Here is a 19,621-nt window from a genome sequence, read left to right on the forward strand (position 1 = left end):
ATGCTGGGAAGGTAATCAAAAAAATAACTAGACAAATCACGAAAACTAGTTAACAATCAAATTATTCTAATAAATTACCTCTCTCAGCATAGCAAAACTTGAGATAATTTCTATAGGAATTATCAGCAAAGATTTAGATAATTTCTATAGAAACTGTAATATAACCTAAATTAATGAAAGAAGTATTACTCTGCTTTACCTGAAGAGGATACCCGAGAAACAATTAATCATTTAACAATCAAACTTTCCCACACAGGAAACCCATAACTTATAGAATTAATTCAGCTCCATAAGTTAAACAATTCTAAAATAGTAATAATTTATAGTTCTCATGTAAGTTGGGTTATTCACTCAAGAACCCATATTTATTAAGAAAAAACAGTCTTAAAGTCCAACAGTATTATTCAAATAGAGAAGATTCATGTTAGTATATTTAGGACTATTTGGCCATATTTTTTTTCTATTATATTCAGAAAATAATCTATTCTAAACTTAACACATTAAATCTAAAAATCAAGTACAATAGACCCAGATTTGAAAAATAAATTCAAAAAAATCAAGCATAAATACTAGACAGAACAAACTTTTGTTTCCCGTACTAGCAAAAAAAGATCCCTCAAGATCTAGAAAAACGTATTTTAAATAATCAAAAAACGTGAAGCGACGGAATTTTTTAATTGGGGCAACGGCAATAACTTTAGCTGAATTTTTAGCAGGATGTGAAACACAAGCAGACTTAAAAGTTAAACTGTTAAAAAATAGTATTCCGGCTCAAATGGCATCAAAATTTCTAGGGGAATTACAATCTCCTATTAAATCAAGTTTTCAACCAATAGAAAGCTTAAATGAATTATTTTATTTACTGCAAAATTGGCAAAAAAAACTTTTATTAGAAAAACAGCAATCATCTATAAACAAAACAGAAAATATAAATATAGCTAATCTGGTTACCTTAGGAGATTATTGGTTAGCAAATGCAATTAAACAAGAATTAATTCAACCTTTTAATTCTCAATCTTTAGCAAATTGGAATAAATTACCAGAAAAATGGCTCGAACTAGTCAAACGTAATAATCAAGGTTATGTAGATCCCCAAGGAAAAATTTGGGCAGCACCTTATCAGTGGGGCACAACTTTAATTGCTTATCGAGTTGATAAATTTAAAGCTTTGGGATGGGAACCTAAAGACTGGAGCGACCTATGGCGACCTGAATTGAAAGGTAATATTTCTTTGCTAAATCAAGCCAGAGAAGTTATTGGTTTAACCCTAAAAAAACTAGGTAAATCCTACAATACTAAAAACATTGATCAAGTAGAAAAATTAAAAGCAGAACTAGTTAAACTCAATCAACAAGTTAAATTCTATAGTTCCAATAATTATTTACAACCATTAATTATTGGAGATACTTGGTTAGCAGTTGGTTGGTCCAATGATATATTACCATTACTCAAAAAACGTAAAAAAATTGCCGCTGTTGTTCCTCAGTCAGGAACAGCTTTATGGGCTAATTTATGGGTTAAACCTGCTGCCAGTCCAGAGAATTCCTTAACAGAAAAATGGATTAATTTTTGTTGGCAACCCCAGGTAGCACAACAAATGTCAATAATAACCCAAACTAGTTCACCAATTATGCCAAAAATTAATCCCAATGAATTAATTTCAGACATCAAAAATAATCCCTTATTATTACTCCCACAAGAAATTATTGAAAAAAGTGAATTTCTGGCTCCATTAGCAAATAGTACAATTGAACAGTACCAAAAATTATGGCAAGAAATTCGTCAACCCGTCCATATTCAATAAACAATTATTGATCCTTTCATGACCGATTTTTAATCCAATTTAACTACTCCTTACTCCCTAAAATGAAATAATATTTTATCCAAATTTTGCAAAGTATCCTCTATACTATCATTCACCAATTGGATATCAAACTCTGTAGCAGCCTCAAGCTCTTCAGTCGCCCGTTGTAGACGTTTAGTGATCGCCTCCTCCGAATCTTGTCCCCTACCCCATAATCGTTCTTCCAATTCAGCCATCGAAGGTGGTAAAATAAATATGCGTAAGGCATCAGGAAAAGTCCTTTGAATTTGTCGTGCACCCTGTAGCTCAATTTCTAAGATCATTGATCTACCTTGTTCAATATTTTCAATCACAGGAACACGTGGTGTACCATAAAAATTACCTGCATATTCTGCCCACTCCAATAATTCTTCACTTTCAATCATTTCTCGAAATTGATCATGGTCTACAAAAAAATAGCTCTTTCCCTCCACCTCCCCTGGTCGAGGAGAACGAGTCGTAACAGATACAGAAAAAGCCAATCCGGGATGGCGATGTAACAAACAGCTTAACAAAGTTCCCTTACCTACACCACTCGGTCCAGTTAAAACAATTAATTTACCAGTTTGCATAATTTTGCTTATAGTAAAGTAGTCGCCAAAACATTTTAAGATATCCTCAAGTTCTCAAATTTCTTATCTCTTGTGAATTTCACTTCTGAGTTCTGGGTAGTACTGAAGCCTTATGCCTTTCAAAATTAGCCATCAGTCATCTTTATTAAATAAAAATCTATTTGCCACTGTCTCAGGTTGAATAGAAGAAAGAATAACATGATTAGAATCTGTAATAATTACAGCTCTAGTGCGTCGACCATAAGTAGCATCAATTAATTGGCCTCTTTCTCGTCCATCATTAATTATCCGCTTAATAGGAGCTGATTCTGGACTAACAATTGTCACAACTCGATTAGCAGAAACAATATTACCAAAACCAATGTTAATGAACTGGGTATCCATAAGAGATTATAATGACATAGATTGAAATGAAATCTTCCTGAAAATAAATGGGCAATTGCGACATGGGGACATTCCCCAACTTCACAAAGCTCAAGAGCTTTCTTAACAGGAGGCTTCAGGTTTTTGTTTCATAGTATCAGCAAAACCAAGATTTACTTTAACTAAGATTTTTTGATTGTTACCTAACTGTGCAACCTGTTGATTATACCACTCTTATAGCTTCTTGTTCTCAACTCCGGTCTCAATGGTTACCGGCCAGGTTAGAACATGTTATACAGCGCGATCGCTTTACCATTTCTCTTGCCCTGCGAACTCTCAAAAAAAGAGGTTGGTTAGATATTTCCTGGCATCCTCAAGCAGCTCGCATCTGTATCGGCGATCCTCCTCCTCGCATCCCTGATACATTTACCTTTAGCCAACAACTAAAACATCAGTTAAATGGTTTAGCTTTAATAGCCATTGCTGAAGTTTCACCATGGGAGAGGGTGTTGGATTTTCAATTTGCGAAACGCCCTGGAGAAAAACCTCTTTGGCATCTTTATGTAGAAGTTATGACTAAATATAGTAATGTTATTCTAACTACTGTAGATAATTTAGTTATTACCTGTGCTCGTCAAATTAATATTCAACAGTCTAGCGTCCGTCAAATTCAAACTGGTCAACCTTATGAACTGCCACCATCTTTGACTAACTCTATTCCTAGAGTGTCAGAAACTCAACAGCACTGGCAAGAACGAATTAGCTTAGTTCCTGGCTCATTATCCCGAAATGTCATTAAAAATTATCGTGGTTTGAGTAAGGCATTGGTAGAACCAATGATTAAAACTGCCGGTCTAGACCCACAACAACTGACAAATAGTCTTAATAACTCAGACTGGGAGAAATTATTTCAACTTTGGCAAAAATGGTTACAAGCTCTTGATAAGTTAATCTTTAATCCTGGTTGGACATCTACAGGTTACACAGTAACGGGCTGGAAAGCTATTGAATGTGTTGATAGTGTTGGTGAATTATTGAATCACTATTATACTCAACAGCTTAACCAGCAAGAGTTTACTCAACTACATCATCAAATTAGTCAAAAAGTTAATAGTATTACAGCTAAGTTACAGCTAAAGGCCCAGACTTTCACTCAACGTTTAGAGCAGTCCGATGGGGCAGAGTTGTTGCGATCGCAAGCTGATTTACTTATGGCCAATCTTCAGGAATGGCAGCCAGGGATGAAAAATATTTCCCTTCCAGACTTTGAAACAGGAGAAATTATATTTATCAAGTTAGACCCAGAAAAAAATGCAGTGCAGAACGCTCAAAGCATTTATAAGAAGTACCAAAAATTGAAAAGGGCACATACCATAGTTAAGCCACTTTTAGCAGAAGTTCAAAATGAAATTCACTATTTGGAACAAGTAGAAGCTTTTTTATCTCAGTTAAATAATTATCGCAGTCCAGAAGATTTACAGACTTTGGAGGAAATTCGGGAAGAGTTGATCCAACAAGGGATACTTAATGCCCCAGAACATCATCAGCAAAATAATAGAAAAGATACAGAATTTTATCGTTACCAAACTCCTAGTGGACTAGAATTATTAGTAGGTCGTAATAACCGTCAAAATGATCTCTTGACTTTTCGGGTAGCAGGAGATTATGATCTATGGTTCCATACTCAGGAGATACCAGGGAGTCACCTCCTGTTGCGACTGGATGCAGGTACTATACCAGACGAAGTTGACCTCCAGTTTGTTGCAGATATGAGTGCCTTCTATAGTCGTGGGCGTCAAAGTGAAGTAGTTCCAGTTATTTACACCAAACCTAAGTTTGTATATAAACCAAAGGGAGCAAAACCTGGTATGGTCATTTATAATCAAGAGCAGGTTTTGTGGGGTAAACCACAAAGTGCAGCAGTCCACATCAATCAAAAGTCAACTACACCCTTTAATTAAATTTTTTTTTATAAAAAATTGATCAATAGTTTGTTAATATGATGTAAGTGAGATAATTAAAACCCCTAAAGTAAAAGCTGCAGACTTGGGAATGCGTAGCTATAGCTATAGGTTAATCTCACAGAAACAACAACGGAAGATATAATAAAATTTAAGCCAGTTTTCTCAAGCTGGTTTTTTTATTATATCGATAATATCACAAAAAAGCTTTCTTTACCTATTTCATACCAAAGAAGAGAGGCCCGAACTAGCCCCCTATCCCGACGTATTATGACCAAAATAACGTTTATTTCCAAAACAGTGGGCTAAACTCAGAACTTAAACACAAAGTATGGGTTTTAATTAGATTTGTGCTTAGTCTTTGTCAGACAAGGTAATCCATAGATAAAAAACGGTATAAATAGTCTCTTATTGAAGGGTATTAATAAAATAGGATCAATGATAATCCTTTTAACCCAATATACCCAGTTTTTTTATTGGTAATAACTATGCTACAACAGAGTTTAATCAGACTCAATAAAAATGGACAATACAATTATCAAGATTACAGGTATTTACCAGAACTAGATCTTGGGGTTGTTAATCAGGAACTTAGTCAAGCAGATCCTCACACTTTAGTACAGTGGGGGTTAAAAATTTTTAAGGAAGGTCTGGTTATGAGTACCAGTTTTGGTATTCAGGCTGCTGTTATGTTACACCTAGTTACAAGTGTTATACCTAATATTCCTGTTATCTGGATTGATACAGGATATTTACCAGCCGAAACCTATAAATTTGCTGAAGAGTTGATAGAACGACTGAAACTTAATGTGAAAGTTTATCAGTCACATATTAGTCCAGGTCGGATGGAAGCTTTATATGGCAGACTTTGGGCAGAAAAAGATCTTGAGGCTCTTAACCGCTATGACCAAATTCGCAAAGTAGAACCCATGCAACGAGCATTGAGAGAGCTGAAGGCCACTGCTTGGTTAGCTGGGTTAAGGGGAGAACAAACCAAGCACCGCCAAAGTTTAGATCGCATTAGTAAACAGTCGAATATATATAAAATTTTACCAATACTCAATTGGAATGCACGGGATATTTATCAATATTTAACTGCTCATAATTTACCATATCATCCATTTTTTGATTTGGGATACACTACTGTAGGAGATTGGCATTCTAGTCGGCCTCTTACTACTGATGATCAAGATGAACGGGATACTCGCTTTTATGGTCTTAAGCAGGAGTGTGGGCTACATTTGCCTCAAACACAAGAAGAGGCTCAAAGTCTTGATTCTAGTTTATTGTAATTACAGTCAACTCTCAGCAGATTAATTATCAGGGTTTTTATTAAAAATCTTTGTTTATTTGGTTTCTAACCGCCTACAGGTGTACCTCACTGAATCGAAAATATACTGTAATTTGAGCAGGATGAGATGATTATTGCCATACCCTAAAGGCCTTAGGTTTGATATTATTCCTGACTGTTAGGTACAGAGAAACAACCCAGGCGTCCCTCTGATGCGGGTTAAAGTCTCAAAACCCTGCACTCACCCCTATTGCTGGGGATGTATTAAGCGGGTCTCTGCCTTCATTTAGAGCCTCGGAATTCCCGAGGGCGACTTACCAAAAATTCTTGTGGGTCTTTAATTTGCCTTTAGGGCACAAACTGCTCTAAAACCTGAAAGCTTCCCAAGTTAGACTTAAGGGCCCACGGATATTTTCAAGGAACCTCTTTTTCTACAGTATTTATCAGAGAAGGCTGGTTGCGAAACCAAATTTTATTTAAACATGGATTTTCCCTGGATTATTGGCCAGGCTTGAAACTCAATTTTTCCTATTTAAGTTGAGTAGGGTAAGTTAGAAGGTTAAAATTATTTGCTGGGAGTTAGTCTCAAACAATGTGTAAAACATTAATAAACCATTGAGTATAAGTGAAATCTACTATTTGATTTGACAGTGGTTCACAGTAGGGGTTTCCTACAAAGTTTTATTGATACAACGTAGTTCATCAATCTCAAAAGTGCTACATATATTGAGGAGTTACCCATAAACCAAGTTTATCGACTAAATTTCCTGATTTGACAAACAATAAATAATAAGGGTAATAAACTGATTTTCTTGTAACGGTGGGTAGTCATACTGGAATATCATCATCTTAAAAAAAAAGTCTGTTTTTTTTACTTTTGCTATTAAGCAGGTGGATAAAATTAACTACACATTTTTCCAAGCCGAATTACTTATACTATATCTCTCACATCAAATTAGCCGAGGCCTGCAATGAGTGTTTAAGTGCTTATAGTTTTGATTCAGTTTAAAAATTCAGAATGATAACGAATATGATCTTCAATAAAAGATGTAATGAAATAATAGCTATGATCATAATTTTTTAGCATTCTTAAAGTTAGTGGTAAACCAACTTTTTGACAAGCACTTTCAAACACTTCTGGGAGTAATTGCTTTTGAGCTAAAAAAGGATCTACAGTTCCTACATCAATTAAAATTGGACGATTATACTTATAAGTTAAAACTAATTCACTAGCATCATAATCACGCCAATTTTTTGTGTTTGTACCTAAATAATTCCTAAAAGCTTTCTTTCCCCAATAACAACGCATAGGTGCTGCAATTGGAGCAAAGGCGGAAACAGATTGATATTTTTCAGGATTTTTCAAAGCACAAATTAGTGCTCCATGACCTCCCATAGAGTGACCGAAAATACTTTGCTTATCTGGTTGTACAGGAAAATTTTTGGCAATAATTTCTGGTAGTTCTTCGACGACATAACTATACATTTGATAGTGCTTTTTCCAAGGTTCTACAGTAGCGTTAATATAGAATCCTGCACCTGTACCTAAATCCCAATCATCATCCTCTCCAAAAGTACCAGTATTTCGTGGGCTTGTATCTGGTACAACTAAAATTAACCCATATTTATTAGCAAATTGTTGCGCTCCTGCTTTAGCCATAAAGTTCTCTTCAGTACAGGTTAAACCTGAGAGAAAATACAGAATAGGAAGAGGTTGTGATTTTGCTAGCGATGGTTGGTAAATTGAGAAACGCATTTCAGTATTACAGGTGGAAGATGAGTGGAAATAATAGCTTACTGTACCACCAAAGCATTGATGTTTTTTAACCAATTTAATTTTTGTAGACATAAGTCATTTCAGTTTTCTATTATTAATGCTGACTTCTGAAGCCGGAGGTTTGAAACATGATTTTTTTTATTTCCTTGAATAAGAGAAAGCGCATAAGGGAAATACAGGTAAAAATAGGCTTGTATGATAGCACGAAGCTTTATTTACCAAAGGCTGTAACTTTAAAAAATATCCTCTTACTAAGGCTGATTTTTATGAAAGCTCTCTTTCTTGGTGACAATTTATTCAATAATCAAAAACAGTAGAATTACTGAGAAATGCATAGCTTTTTTCATGAAGACTCTCTTTCTTGGTGACAATTTATTTAATAATCAAAAACAGTAGAATTGCTGATAAGTATATAGCTTTTTTTATGAGGGCTCTCTTTCTTGGTGACAATTTATTTAATAATCAAAAACAGTAGAATTACTGAGAAATACATAGCTTGAAGTTAATAGATTGTTTATCAACTATATATTAAAGTTTGAATTTGTCAGAGATGTCAAACCAACTGTATATCAAAAAAGTAGGAGTTTGGTTATGTAAATTACTATTTTTTTGAGATAAATCTTATTAAGTTATTAGCTATTCCGTAATTATTTGGTAGACAATTGTAGTAAAAATCAATTAAATTAGAATTTATATGGAGAATTGGATAATATTATGGGCTTAAATGTTGAAGCTTTCAAAAAATCGAGCATCCCGATATCCAAATTTAAACATCCTGAACTATTGGAGATTGCTCTAACTCATCCAAATCACATCTATGATAGGACTAATATTATCAGGCCACAACAAAAACAACAGGTTCTGGAACATCAAGGTTTGGCCAACCTCGGCTATGTAGTTTTTAGTCGAGTGATTAGTAAGTATTTATCAAAAAATTTTTCTAGTTTAGGCAAGGCAACCCTGATTATTATAGAAAGCGATCTTGTTAGTATAAAGATGCTTTCTGAATTTGCTAAAGATTTAAAATTGAGGCAATTTTCTCAATTAGGAAAAAGTTATAAATGGAAACATAAAAGTGAGAAAAATAAAATGTTAGCTCAAATGTTTGAAGCTCTAATAGGTGTAATTTATTTGGAGTTTGACAAGGATTTAGAACGGACTTCTCATTGGTTAGTTGAACATTTTATTGCTGAGGCAGTGAATCAACTCTTAACTCTTGCATTTAAAGATGATTCAGATTTAGAAACAGATTTTCAACTGATAGATTGGATTGAGGTTTTACAATCACCCTTATTAAATCCAAATAGTTCATATAGAAAAAATAATTCCTTTCTTGAATGTTAATCAAATTATTGTTAATTATTGACTTAACTGTATAAACTTTTGTAACCTGGGCACTTTGTCTACCTCTCTCATCTGAAATCTGCTGTAGCATTTCTCAAATTACTCAGTTACAGTTGTTTTTCTTCTTTTCTATTCTGACTATGACCTAGGGATATTGCATATAATGTCCCTAACTACTTCCTCCCAACGAACCAATGCAATTAACTCACTGCGGATAAAAACTGCTATAATCTTAAGCTAATAAGCAAATTGTAAAATTTATAAAACTCTATTAGTTTCATAGACTCTATCTTTTAAGATTTAACTTTTAATTTTAAGTTGATAATTTTGGTTTTTTTTACCTCAACCAAATCTACAAAAATAATCTTTCTTGCTTTGCTTATCTAGAAAGTTACAACACTACGAATAGACTTACCTTCGTGCATTAAATCAAAAGCTTCATTAATTTTTTCCAATGGCATAACATTAGTAATTAAATCGTCAATATTAATCTTTCCTTCCATATACCAATCAACAATTTTTGGTACATCTGTACGACCTTTTGCTCCTCCAAAAGCTGAACCTTTCCACACTCTTCCTGTTACTAACTGAAACGGACGAGTACTAATTTCTTCTCCTGCACCTGCTACACCAATAATTACACTCATACCCCAACCTTTATGACAACATTCCAAAGCTTGACGCATAACATTAATATTACCAATACATTCAAAAGTATAGTCCGCACCTCCCTTTGTTAAATCTACTAAATAAGGAACTAAATCTCCTTCTACTTCCTTGGGATTAACAAAATGTGTCATCCCAAATTTTTTTGCTAGTTCTTGTTTTGCCGGATTAATATCAACCCCAACAATCATATCAGCACCTACCATTTTGGCACCTTGAATTACATTTAAACCAATTCCTCCTAAACCAAATACAATGACTTTTGCTCCTACTTCTACTTTTGCAGTATTAATAACAGCTCCAATGCCAGTTGTAACTCCACAACCTATATAACAAACCTTGTCAAAAGGAGCATCTTTGCGAATTTTTGCTAAAGAAATTTCAGGTAAGACTGTATAGTTGGCAAAAGTTGAAGTTCCCATATAATGATGTATTATCTCCCCATTTAATGAGAATCTACTTGTACCATTTGGCATAACGCCACGACCTTGAGTAGTTCTAATTGCTTGACATAAATTAGTTTTCATGCTGAGACAATATTCACACTGACGACATTCTGGGACATATAGAGGGATAACATGGTCTCCTGGTTTAAGATGAGTAACACCATGCCCAACTTCTACAACAACTCCTGCCCCTTCATGGCCTAAAATGCTGGGAAATAAACCTTCGGGGTCAGCACCGGAAAGAGTATAAGCATCAGTATGGCAAACTCCAGTTGCTTTAATTTCTACCATTACTTCTCCAGCTTTGGGGCCTTCTAAATTAATGGTTTCTATGGTTAATGGTTTTCCTGCTTCAAAAGCTACTGCTGCTTTGATTTCCATTTTGCGGTTTTCCTAAAATTGACATTATGAAAATAATGGGTGATAATAGTTTATGTAAAGTCAAAAAAATAAGCAAGAAAAAAATATAATAATATTTTGTAATTTAATGACCTCAAGAAGTAATAAGCAATAGAATAAAAATTGACTTCTGCAGATTTCAGAGCATCTTAAAAAAATAGAGTAAACATTTAGGTATTAGCATTTAACTTTTTCTTTCTAAAATTTACTAATAGCTTTTTAATCAGATGTGAATATTAGCTTTTAGTCTTGTATTTTCTTTTCTAAGCTTTTGATAGGAGGGATTTATCAGTTATTAGGTTTAGAATTTCAAGGTATCTCTAAACTCAATAAAATTTAGCTGATTTTTAGAGCAGGACGAAGATAAAAAAGATCAGTTATTCATCCTTAAACTTCTCAATTAAATTTTGATTCTCTATATCAAATTTATTTGCGAGAAATATTTTTCCATATTCCGTTTTAGTCCCTAATCTTCTACTCTTTGAAGAAGCCAGGAAATGGTATGACTACCTCTTCATAATCTCAGTAGGTAGGCACAAAAAAACTTAACTATATTAAGTTTTGTAAATTAACTCCTAGCTCTGACCTATAGTTGATATAAGAAAAACTTACATTTTCTTATATAGTGAACATAGTGATAAATTGTAACGGCAACCTACTTAAGCACTCAAGCTGATCATAATAATTCAGAACTTAAGTAACCTTGAGATCGCTTTTGGCAAGATATGCGACTCCGAGAAAATAGTATCTAGAAACTTGATCAGCTTTTGAGGGATGAGCAAGCGATCGCCACTTATAATAATAAGTCTTTCTATCCCTATGCTAGTGTCCAACTGCGATTTGGTGTTTCTGAGTGAGTGATCATCATGAAATTATTGACAACATTTTGGAGTGGGGAGACCAATTTACAATCTCAGTGTAGAGGTTGTGTTTAGACAACTTGCCTGATTTCAACTTCCCATAGACTCCTATCAACTAGTTGGTACTTTTGCAGCAGGAGGAACTTCTGCAACTGTCTAATGCCAATGAATTTTTACACTTCCCCACGATCGCTTTCATTACACAGTGGAGAAAGCCATAAATTATGATCTCCACTATTATCTGGGTTCATCAATGTTTAAGTGTGTTGGAGAAGAAAAATACTGAATAACTATCATTACTCAGAAGTACCCACGAGCAAGTTATCTTGGAACTAATTACAAACAATATGGAAAAGAAAAGCAAATTAAAGAGGCAAAGGAAACCTTAAATTCCCTCACCAAAAGTCTAACATTAGTATAACATAGCAGATGGGCAACAGATATGAAATTCACTTCATATGACTGACTTTTCCATTAACTAAACATTAGCAGAAGTTAATTGAAACTGTCGATATTGCACCTCTAAATAAACTAATAAAGCATTAATATCCGCCGGATTTACTCCACCAATTCGAGATGCTTGACCAATAGTTAAAGGCTGAACTTTCGATAATTTTTCCCGTGCCTCTAGGGATAAAGTAGAAATAGATAAATAATCTAAATTAGTAGGTAACCTACGATTTTTTTGACGACTAATTTGATCAATTTGATTCTGTTGTCTTTGCAAATAACCGGAATATTTAATATCAATTTCTGCGCCCTCTTTTTCAACTAATTTTAAATCTAAATTCCCCAGATTATACTTTTCCAAATCTACATAATGGAAACCAGGTCTACGCAACAGATCTGCTAAAGTAATCGAACCCTTAATTTTTGTATGAGTATCAGCGACTATATTAATAGCAACCTCATCTAGTTCTTTAATTCGAGTTGAATTTAACCTAGATTTTTCAGAATTAATATTAGCTTGTTTACTCTCAAATAACTCCCACCGACGGTCATCAATTAAACCAATTTCTCTACCCAAAGGAGTTAATCTTTGGTCAGCATTATCCGACCGTAAAATCAAACGATATTCCGAACGACTAGTTAACATTCGATAGGGTTCTCGCAAATCTTTTGTACATAGATCGTCAATTAAAGTACCAATATAACTTTGTTCCCGTGGGAAAATAATCATCTCTTCATTCTTAACAAATTTAACTGCATTTATTCCCGCCACAAGACCTTGAGCTGCTGCTTCTTCATATCCAGTCGTACCATTAATTTGACCAGCACAAAATAACCCTTCAATTTTCTTAGTCATCAACGTCGGATAACATTGGGTAGCAGGTAAATAATCATATTCTACCGCATAAGCAGGTCGTAACATCAAACAATTTTCTAAACCAGGTAAACTCTGCAACATTTGCAGTTGTAATTTCTCTGGCAAACCAGTAGAAAACCCCTGAATATAAAGTTCAGGAATATCACGACCTTCGGGCTCAATAAATATTTGATGACTATGTTTATCCGCAAACCGGACAATTTTATCTTCAATACTCGGACAATAGCGCGGACCTTTCGCATCCACCCACCCACCATAAACAGGAGACAAATGCAAATTATCGCGAATTAACTTGTGAGTTTCTGGAGTAGTGCGTGTCAGGTAGCAACACATCTGTTCTCTTTCCACCCAGACTTCTGGGTCGAAGGTAAACCAACGTACTTTTTCATCTCCTGGTTGAGCTTCCAGGTCGGTGTAGTCAACAGAACGTTTGTCAACTCTGGCAGGAGTACCTGTTTTTAGTCGTCCGGTTTCAAAACCAAGTTTATTTAGGGTTTCACTCAGACCAATAGCAGAAAATTCTCCGGCGCGGCCCGCAGGCATTGACTTATTGCCTACCCAGATAACTCCACCAAGGAAAGTTCCTGTGGTCAGGATGACAGCTTTACATTTAAAGGCGACGCCGAAGTAGGTTTCAACTCCAATAATTTCCTCGTTATCTCCCAAAACTAAGTCTGTTACCATACTTTCGCGAACTCTGAGGTTTTCTTGGTTTTCGACAATGTTACGCATAATGGTAGCGTATTCTCGTTTGTCGGTTTGAGCTCGTAACGCCCAAACGGCAGGTCCGCGAGAAGAATTGAGAATACGTTTTTGCAGGTAGGTGCGGTCTGCCATTTTACCTATTTCTCCACCCAAGGCATCCACTTCATGGGTAAGTTGAGATTTTGCAGGTCCCCCAACAGCCGGGTTACATGGTTGCCAAGCAATTTTGTCAAGGTTTAGAGTTAGTAGTAGGGTGTGGCAACCGAGGCGTGCAGTAGCGAGAGCAGCTTCACACCCAGAGTGGCCTGCGCCTACTACGATGATGTCGTATTCATCTTGGAAGTCAAAAGTTTGGTTCATTTCAGTTATCAGTTATTAGTTATCGGTGCCGACCGCTGAAGCCGGAAGCTTGAAAACCTGAATTTTCTTTTTCATCCCCTTGAAAGGGGAAGCTTGAGATATGATTTTATGGTTATGGTAAATGTTTTATGGCAATATATCTTAATTTAAGTGTTTGAATATTGGACAAAGTTACTTTAGTTATACTAAATGCAAAAAAGGTTGTTACAGTATTAATTTCTAAATTACCATTAGCATATCAAACTACTGTAGCAATATTTTATGAAATTATTATTATTATTATTTAAGCTTATATTATAACATTTATGGTTATATTATTAGTAGTATATAATTTACGAAAATATTTTTTTATATTGATGAAGGAGGTAGAGGATGAAAAGACAAATAGACATATTTTTTTAAGAAACACCTATATTATTTCTAGATTCTCGTTCAACTCAGCATGCATATGTTCAATATGGGTGACTACTAAGAAAATTTAAATATTTGCTAGAAGAGTAAGGATATTCTTCAAATGTTACAGAATCACCTTTCTTTTAAATTAAATAGAATAAAATTTTATCAAATTTTTAAGATGGTAAATAAACTTTTTGACGGTGATTAATTAGAGGTTTTATGCAGATATATTAAAGACGAATCTGTGGATTTATGTTTATAGTTCTTCCCTTTAATTATAAGGGTAACTATAATCAAATTTATAATAATTTTGTTCATAATAATAGAGCACAAACACAACCATTGATACTTTGATTTGGGATGATTTAGCTAATCAAGGTTGAGCAGGAATTATGGAAATTTACAAATGTAAGTTTAAATGTACATTGACTTTTAAAAGTCTTGATTTAATCCCAGGTTTAATAAAAGTTTTAGACAAAGATATTTTACTTGCTTATTTGATTAGTATGACTCTACTAGCGGCATAAATTTATTTAGCTTTAAAACGAATGGTTAGTTTTTATCTCCATTGCAACCCCACAGCGAGTCACTATTTAAGATTAGTATTAGATGTAGTTTTTTGTCCTCAAGGTGGAAATTTTCAAAATTAAATTATTTGGTGTTAGAAATTAGGAGGTAGACTGCGACATGGTTTTCTTAAAAAACATGAGATAATTTTTTTATATACTAAAAGCAAAGATTTTAAATTTAGTAAATATATGAGTAAAATTGTGGGTAAAATTTAAATAGTAACTATTCAAGAAATTTTATAATACACAAAACGCCTAGATATTAAGCTGAATTATGATTTTTTAAAACCTGCGGAAAAACAAAAATAAACTCAAGGTAATCAGTTAAATTTTAACTGAGATATTGAAGGTTTTAATAAGTCATAAAAAAAGTATTATTTAATAATATTCAATATTATCTAAATTTTCTTCAGTTAACATATCAATAATTACATCACAATTTTGTGTTTTTACATCAATAAAGTTTTGAATATTTGTTTCAAAAACCTGATAATTTTTACTACTTCCACCTTGTATTGATTACTGATTATTAGATGTTTGGATAAGTAACATTAATAACATCACAAAAGTTGGGGATTTATCATGAATTATTTAGTAAATTTAGCACCAATATTTGACCAAATATCTAGTCTCAGTAGACAATTACTAGATTCCAAAAAAGAGAATAAAATAAATAATAAAATTGTCAAAAATTATGTAGCTAAATTAAGATTAGTAATTTATGATAAAAGATGAAATAGAAAAGCTATGTTGACACTAGATGTGTTTGAAAAATCAGCTTACCTCCACCTACCAACAGTACCATTACAAATTAGATTGCTTTGTGATTGAATGGTGAAACATGATAATTTTTAACCTTTTTCTAGTGAAATATATAAATCTTTAGCTGTACCAATTTTTAGTTAAGTTTAATCATACTTATAGTAATTATCAAAAGTATTGCCATTTTTGAAAAATTGGAAAAATAACTTTTTTTTCATCCAACTAATAATATGTTCAAAACAGAAAAATTAAGTATAGCAAAGTTTATCGTAATTAGTATTAAAAAGAAACCGTTTTATGAGAATAAATTCCCAATTTTTGTTAGCTTGAATCTGTAATACTCGGTTTGGAATGAATTATTGTATAACCTTGGCAGTCGCTGAAATTTTCAAGGTTATAAATTTTTAGATAGTCTCAATAGATATTTTTTTTAATGTTATTGCTCAAAGAAAAAGTAGGCTTTACAAATTATTTTATAGGAAAAAAGTGTTAGGTTTTAGGTCTCAAAAAAATTATCTTAGAACTTACGAAGAAACAGGCTTATGAGACGAAATTTCTCATGAGCGCTGTATAGAATAATTAGAGCAATAAATCTGTTTCCTTGTTTAAGAGCCTAAGTCCTGAATTTTTCATGAGTGTCTTACTGATAACAGGTGACTAACTACCTATTACCTAACACATAAGACAAAATCTGTCTCTAGGACTAAATTGCGTCTGTATTATCTTCCCCAGTCCGAATTCGGACAATTTTATCTACTGGAGAAACGAAAATCTTACCATCACCGATCTCACCTGTACGGGAAGCATTAATAATCTTATCAATAACCGTTTGTACCTGATCATCCTCAACTACAACTTCAAGTTTAAGCTTTTGCAAAAACTCAACTGTATACTCAGAACCCCGATATCTTTCAGTTTGACCCTTCTGACGCCCGAACCCTCTGACTTCAGAAACAGTCATACCTACGATACCAGCATTAACGAGAGCAATTTTCACCTGGTCTAATTTAAAAGGCCGAATAATAGCTTCTACTTTTTTCAAGTTATTCACTCCTCATACTATAAATTTTAAGTTTACTCGTTTATCAGGATGCCATCCTTTAATATCACCACCAACTGGGCCTTGTTTATCAATAAATATAGATTTATCAAACAGGCTTTTCAACAGGGTGTCAAAATTTTAAAAATACCAAAAACATTAGATACAAAATCTTAAAGTTTTCTAGAATTTATCTCAAAAAGACCTCATATACATGAAAATTTTCGATTAAAATTATAATAAGGTCATACATGAAATTATAAAAGTATCTTGAGAGGAACTACCCGTGCAGTTACAAACTAAAGTAAGCATCAAGCAAGCTACTGGTGCCTTTGCACTAATAGATAGTCTTAAGCGCCATGGAGTTAAACACATATTTGGCTACCCAGGTGGTGCTATTTTGCCCATCTATGATGAACTTTACCGCGCAGAAGCAGCAGGAGACTTACAACATATCTTAGTCCGACACGAACAAGGAGCTTCCCATGCCGCTGATGGATATGCCCGTGCTACTGGTGAAGTAGGTGTATGTTTTGCTACATCCGGTCCTGGAGCAACAAACCTAGTAACAGGTATTGCTACTGCTCATATGGACTCAATTCCCATGGTTATAATTACAGGGCAAGTAGGCCGACCAATGATTGGTACTGATGCCTTCCAAGAAACAGACATTTATGGTATTACCTTACCCATAGTCAAACATTCTTATGTCGTCCGAGACCCCAGGGATATGGCCAGAATTGTGGCTGAAGCATTCCATATTGCTAGTACAGGTCGTCCAGGTCCAGTTTTGATTGACATACCTAAAGATGTGGGATTAGAAGAATTTGAGTATGAACCAGTAGAACCTGATTCTATCACACTACCTGGATATCGTCCCACTATAAAAGGGAACCCTCGCCAGATTAATCAAGCAATTAATTTAATCCAAGAAGCACGTCGTCCTTTATTATATATAGGTGGTGGTGCAATTTCTGCTAGTGCTCATGGAGAAATTCAAGAATTAGCAGAACGTTTTAATATTCCTGTGACTACTACATTGATGGGTAAAGGTGCTTTTAATGAACATCATCCCCTATCAGTGGGAATGTTAGGAATGCACGGCACTGCTTATGCCAACTATGCTGTGAGTGAGTGTGACTTGTTAATTGCTGTTGGTGCTCGTTTTGATGACCGAGTCACAGGAAAGTTGGACCAATTTGCTTCTTACGCGAAAGTAATTCATATTGATATTGACCCCGCAGAAGTGGGTAAAAACCGGAGCCCTGAGGTTCCTATAGTCGGAGATGTGCGCCAAGTTTTGATCGATATGCTAGAGCGTTGTCAGAAGATTGATACTAATGTTAGTTCTAATCAAACCCAAACTTGGTTAGAACGTATTAAACGTTGGAAACAAGATTATCCATTAGTTGTTCCCCACTACTCAGATAGTATGTCGCCCCAAGAGGTGATTGATCAAATAGGTAAAATGGCTCCAGATGCTTACTATACTACTGATATTGGTCAGCACCAAATGTGGGCAGCTCAATTTCTCAAAAATGGTCCTCGGCAATGGGTTTCTAGTGGAGGTTTGGGCACGATGGGTTATGGGATGCCTGCTGCTATAGGTGTGAAAGTAGCACTGCCAAACCGAGAGGTGATTTGTATTAGTGGTGATTCTAGTATTCAGATGAATATTCAGGAGTTGGGTACTCTGGCCCATTATGGTATTAATGTTAAAACAGTGATTATTAATAATGGTTGGCAGGGTATGGTGCGCCAGTGGCAACAGGCATTTTTTGGCGAGCGTTATTCTTCGTCTAATATGGAAGTAGGAATGCCTGATTTTGTTAAGTTGGCTGAAGCTTATGGGGTGAAAGGGATGATGATTTCTCATCGTGATCAGCTCAAGGAGGCGATAGAGGAAATGTTAGCATACGATCAACCTGTTTTGATGGATGCTCATGTGACCAGGGATGAAAATTGTTATCCAATGGTTGCTCCTGGTAAGAGTAATGCTCAAATGATTGGTTTACCTATTCGCAAACAGCTTGAGCAAGCGGTGGAATAATTACTTGCAATAATTGTAACTCTGAAAATGTTGCTACTAATAATTTTTGTCCTAAATGTGGCAATAAATTTTAATTAGACATCTCCAAAAAAGAATGTAGGGATGTTTCATCGAAGACCCCTAAAAGGGTTTTAGAAAAGAATATTTAATTTCTGGAGATGAAAGAGTACATTTTTTTGATATCAGAGAAAATTTCTGTGGGAGTGAAGTGTTACCAGAAACCTGGTTTATAGACCACCTAAAAGTATCTCAAGAAATTTAGGCGATACTACTAACACAATGCTTGAGATTTCATGCCGCTCAGGGAAACGTTTATTTCTTAAGTATGAGACGGACAAAACAAAAATTGACCAAGACTATAGTATTTTCTAGAGTCCCCATTAATTTTTTTGGTCAAGCTCAAACATATTTCCATTCAAGAGTTGGTTATGTACCATAGATAATCTAGATCGCTTTGACTCGAACAAATCCTGTTTTTCTGTTTTTCCATCTGTTTTCTTTTTCTGCTTTTGATGGTTTCGGCGAGGTTGACGAGGAAATCTTGGTAATAATTGACGGATAAATTTTCTTGAACTTGAGAACTCTTTTTTTCAGGGTGCTATCTATAGTCAACTTGCGATAGTTATTTTAGGAATTTTGATGTGGTAATTATTTAAAGTAGTTGATATTGTCTGATAATATTTTAATTAATCGGAGATATCAGATACTGATGCTTTAGTACAATGGTTAAAAGTTGCTAATCCCTAATTATAAACATGGCGCGCAATTTTTGTGTGTTTAGCAAGTATTGTTTGATGCTGATTATTAACTTTTAACCTGGTTTTGATTGACTTAATATTTATTGTTTATCTACCTCTAATAAATCTCTAAAATTGATTAAATTAGATGAAA

At 34.4% G+C, this 19,621-nt stretch carries 11 protein-coding genes and 1 pseudogene; 5 read left to right on the forward strand and 7 right to left on the reverse strand.

Translation table 11 applies throughout. The features are described 5' to 3' along the window. The first annotated feature begins 655 nt into the window (after nucleotides 1-655). On the forward strand, nucleotides 656-1,804 hold the full coding sequence (locus TERY_RS13605) for an extracellular solute-binding protein (RefSeq protein WP_011612368.1): 1,149 nt from the start codon (nucleotides 656-658) through the stop codon (nucleotides 1,802-1,804). Between the two features lie 50 nt (nucleotides 1,805-1,854). On the opposite strand, the gene gmk is transcribed toward TERY_RS13605, so the two are convergent. Beyond that, nucleotides 1,855-2,415, reverse strand: a complete 561-nt coding sequence (gmk, locus tag TERY_RS13610) for a guanylate kinase (RefSeq protein ID WP_011612369.1) — start codon at nucleotides 2,413-2,415, stop codon at nucleotides 1,855-1,857. Between the two features lie 132 nt (nucleotides 2,416-2,547). After that, the gene (gene remA, locus TERY_RS13615; protein WP_011612370.1) at nucleotides 2,548-2,799 is read right to left on the reverse strand and encodes an extracellular matrix/biofilm regulator RemA; all 252 of its coding nucleotides are present in this window, start codon (nucleotides 2,797-2,799) and stop codon (nucleotides 2,548-2,550) included. 188 nt (nucleotides 2,800-2,987) lie between these two features. Here remA and TERY_RS13620 point away from each other — a divergent pair, with 188 nt between their 5' ends. After that, a complete protein-coding gene (locus TERY_RS13620; protein WP_011612371.1) occupies nucleotides 2,988-4,739 on the forward strand; it encodes an NFACT RNA binding domain-containing protein in 1,752 nt (583 codons plus the stop codon). Nucleotides 4,740-5,227: 488 nt separating this feature from the next. Further along, nucleotides 5,228-6,031, forward strand: a complete 804-nt coding sequence (cysH, locus tag TERY_RS13625; protein ID WP_011612372.1) for a phosphoadenosine phosphosulfate reductase — start codon at nucleotides 5,228-5,230, stop codon at nucleotides 6,029-6,031. Nucleotides 6,032-7,030: 999 nt separating this feature from the next. Here the strand turns inward: cysH and fghA are convergent. Then, nucleotides 7,031-7,879 carry an S-formylglutathione hydrolase gene (fghA, locus tag TERY_RS13630; RefSeq protein ID WP_011612373.1) on the reverse strand — a complete coding sequence of 283 codons (849 nt, stop codon included), beginning with the start codon at nucleotides 7,877-7,879 and terminating at the stop codon, nucleotides 7,031-7,033. Nucleotides 7,880-8,509: 630 nt separating this feature from the next. Between fghA and TERY_RS13640 the strand changes: the two genes are divergently transcribed. Next, the gene (locus tag TERY_RS13640) at nucleotides 8,510-9,151 is read left to right on the forward strand and encodes a ribonuclease III domain-containing protein (RefSeq protein ID WP_213960249.1); all 642 of its coding nucleotides are present in this window, start codon (nucleotides 8,510-8,512) and stop codon (nucleotides 9,149-9,151) included. A gap of 383 nt (nucleotides 9,152-9,534) precedes the next feature. Here TERY_RS13640 and TERY_RS13645 read toward each other — a convergent pair whose 3' ends face one another. The 3 genes from TERY_RS13645 to TERY_RS13655 form a co-directional block, all read right to left on the reverse strand. Continuing rightward, nucleotides 9,535-10,644, reverse strand: coding sequence for an S-(hydroxymethyl)glutathione dehydrogenase/class III alcohol dehydrogenase (locus TERY_RS13645; protein ID WP_011612375.1), 1,110 nt, complete (start codon nucleotides 10,642-10,644; stop codon nucleotides 9,535-9,537). Between the two features lie 1,356 nt (nucleotides 10,645-12,000). Continuing rightward, nucleotides 12,001-13,914: a tRNA uridine-5-carboxymethylaminomethyl(34) synthesis enzyme MnmG gene (mnmG, locus tag TERY_RS13650; protein ID WP_011612376.1), complete on the reverse strand. Its 1,914-nt coding sequence runs from the start codon at nucleotides 13,912-13,914 to the stop codon at nucleotides 12,001-12,003. Between the two features lie 2,430 nt (nucleotides 13,915-16,344). Continuing rightward, the gene (locus TERY_RS13655) at nucleotides 16,345-16,683 is read right to left on the reverse strand and encodes a P-II family nitrogen regulator (RefSeq protein ID WP_011612377.1); all 339 of its coding nucleotides are present in this window, start codon (nucleotides 16,681-16,683) and stop codon (nucleotides 16,345-16,347) included. Nucleotides 16,684-16,966: 283 nt separating this feature from the next. On the opposite strand from TERY_RS13655, the pseudogene ilvB reads away from it, so the two are divergent. Continuing rightward, nucleotides 16,967-18,804 (forward strand): annotated as a pseudogene (ilvB, locus tag TERY_RS13660) (biosynthetic-type acetolactate synthase large subunit). A 669-nt stretch (nucleotides 18,805-19,473) separates the two neighbouring features. Here ilvB and TERY_RS28020 read toward each other — a convergent pair. Further along, a complete protein-coding gene (locus tag TERY_RS28020; protein ID WP_071820759.1) occupies nucleotides 19,474-19,572 on the reverse strand; it encodes a helix-turn-helix domain-containing protein in 99 nt (32 codons plus the stop codon). Nucleotides 19,573-19,621: the final 49 nt, after the last annotated feature.

This window comes from Trichodesmium erythraeum IMS101 (assembly GCF_000014265.1).
Taxonomy (GTDB): domain Bacteria; phylum Cyanobacteriota; class Cyanobacteriia; order Cyanobacteriales; family Microcoleaceae; genus Trichodesmium; species Trichodesmium erythraeum.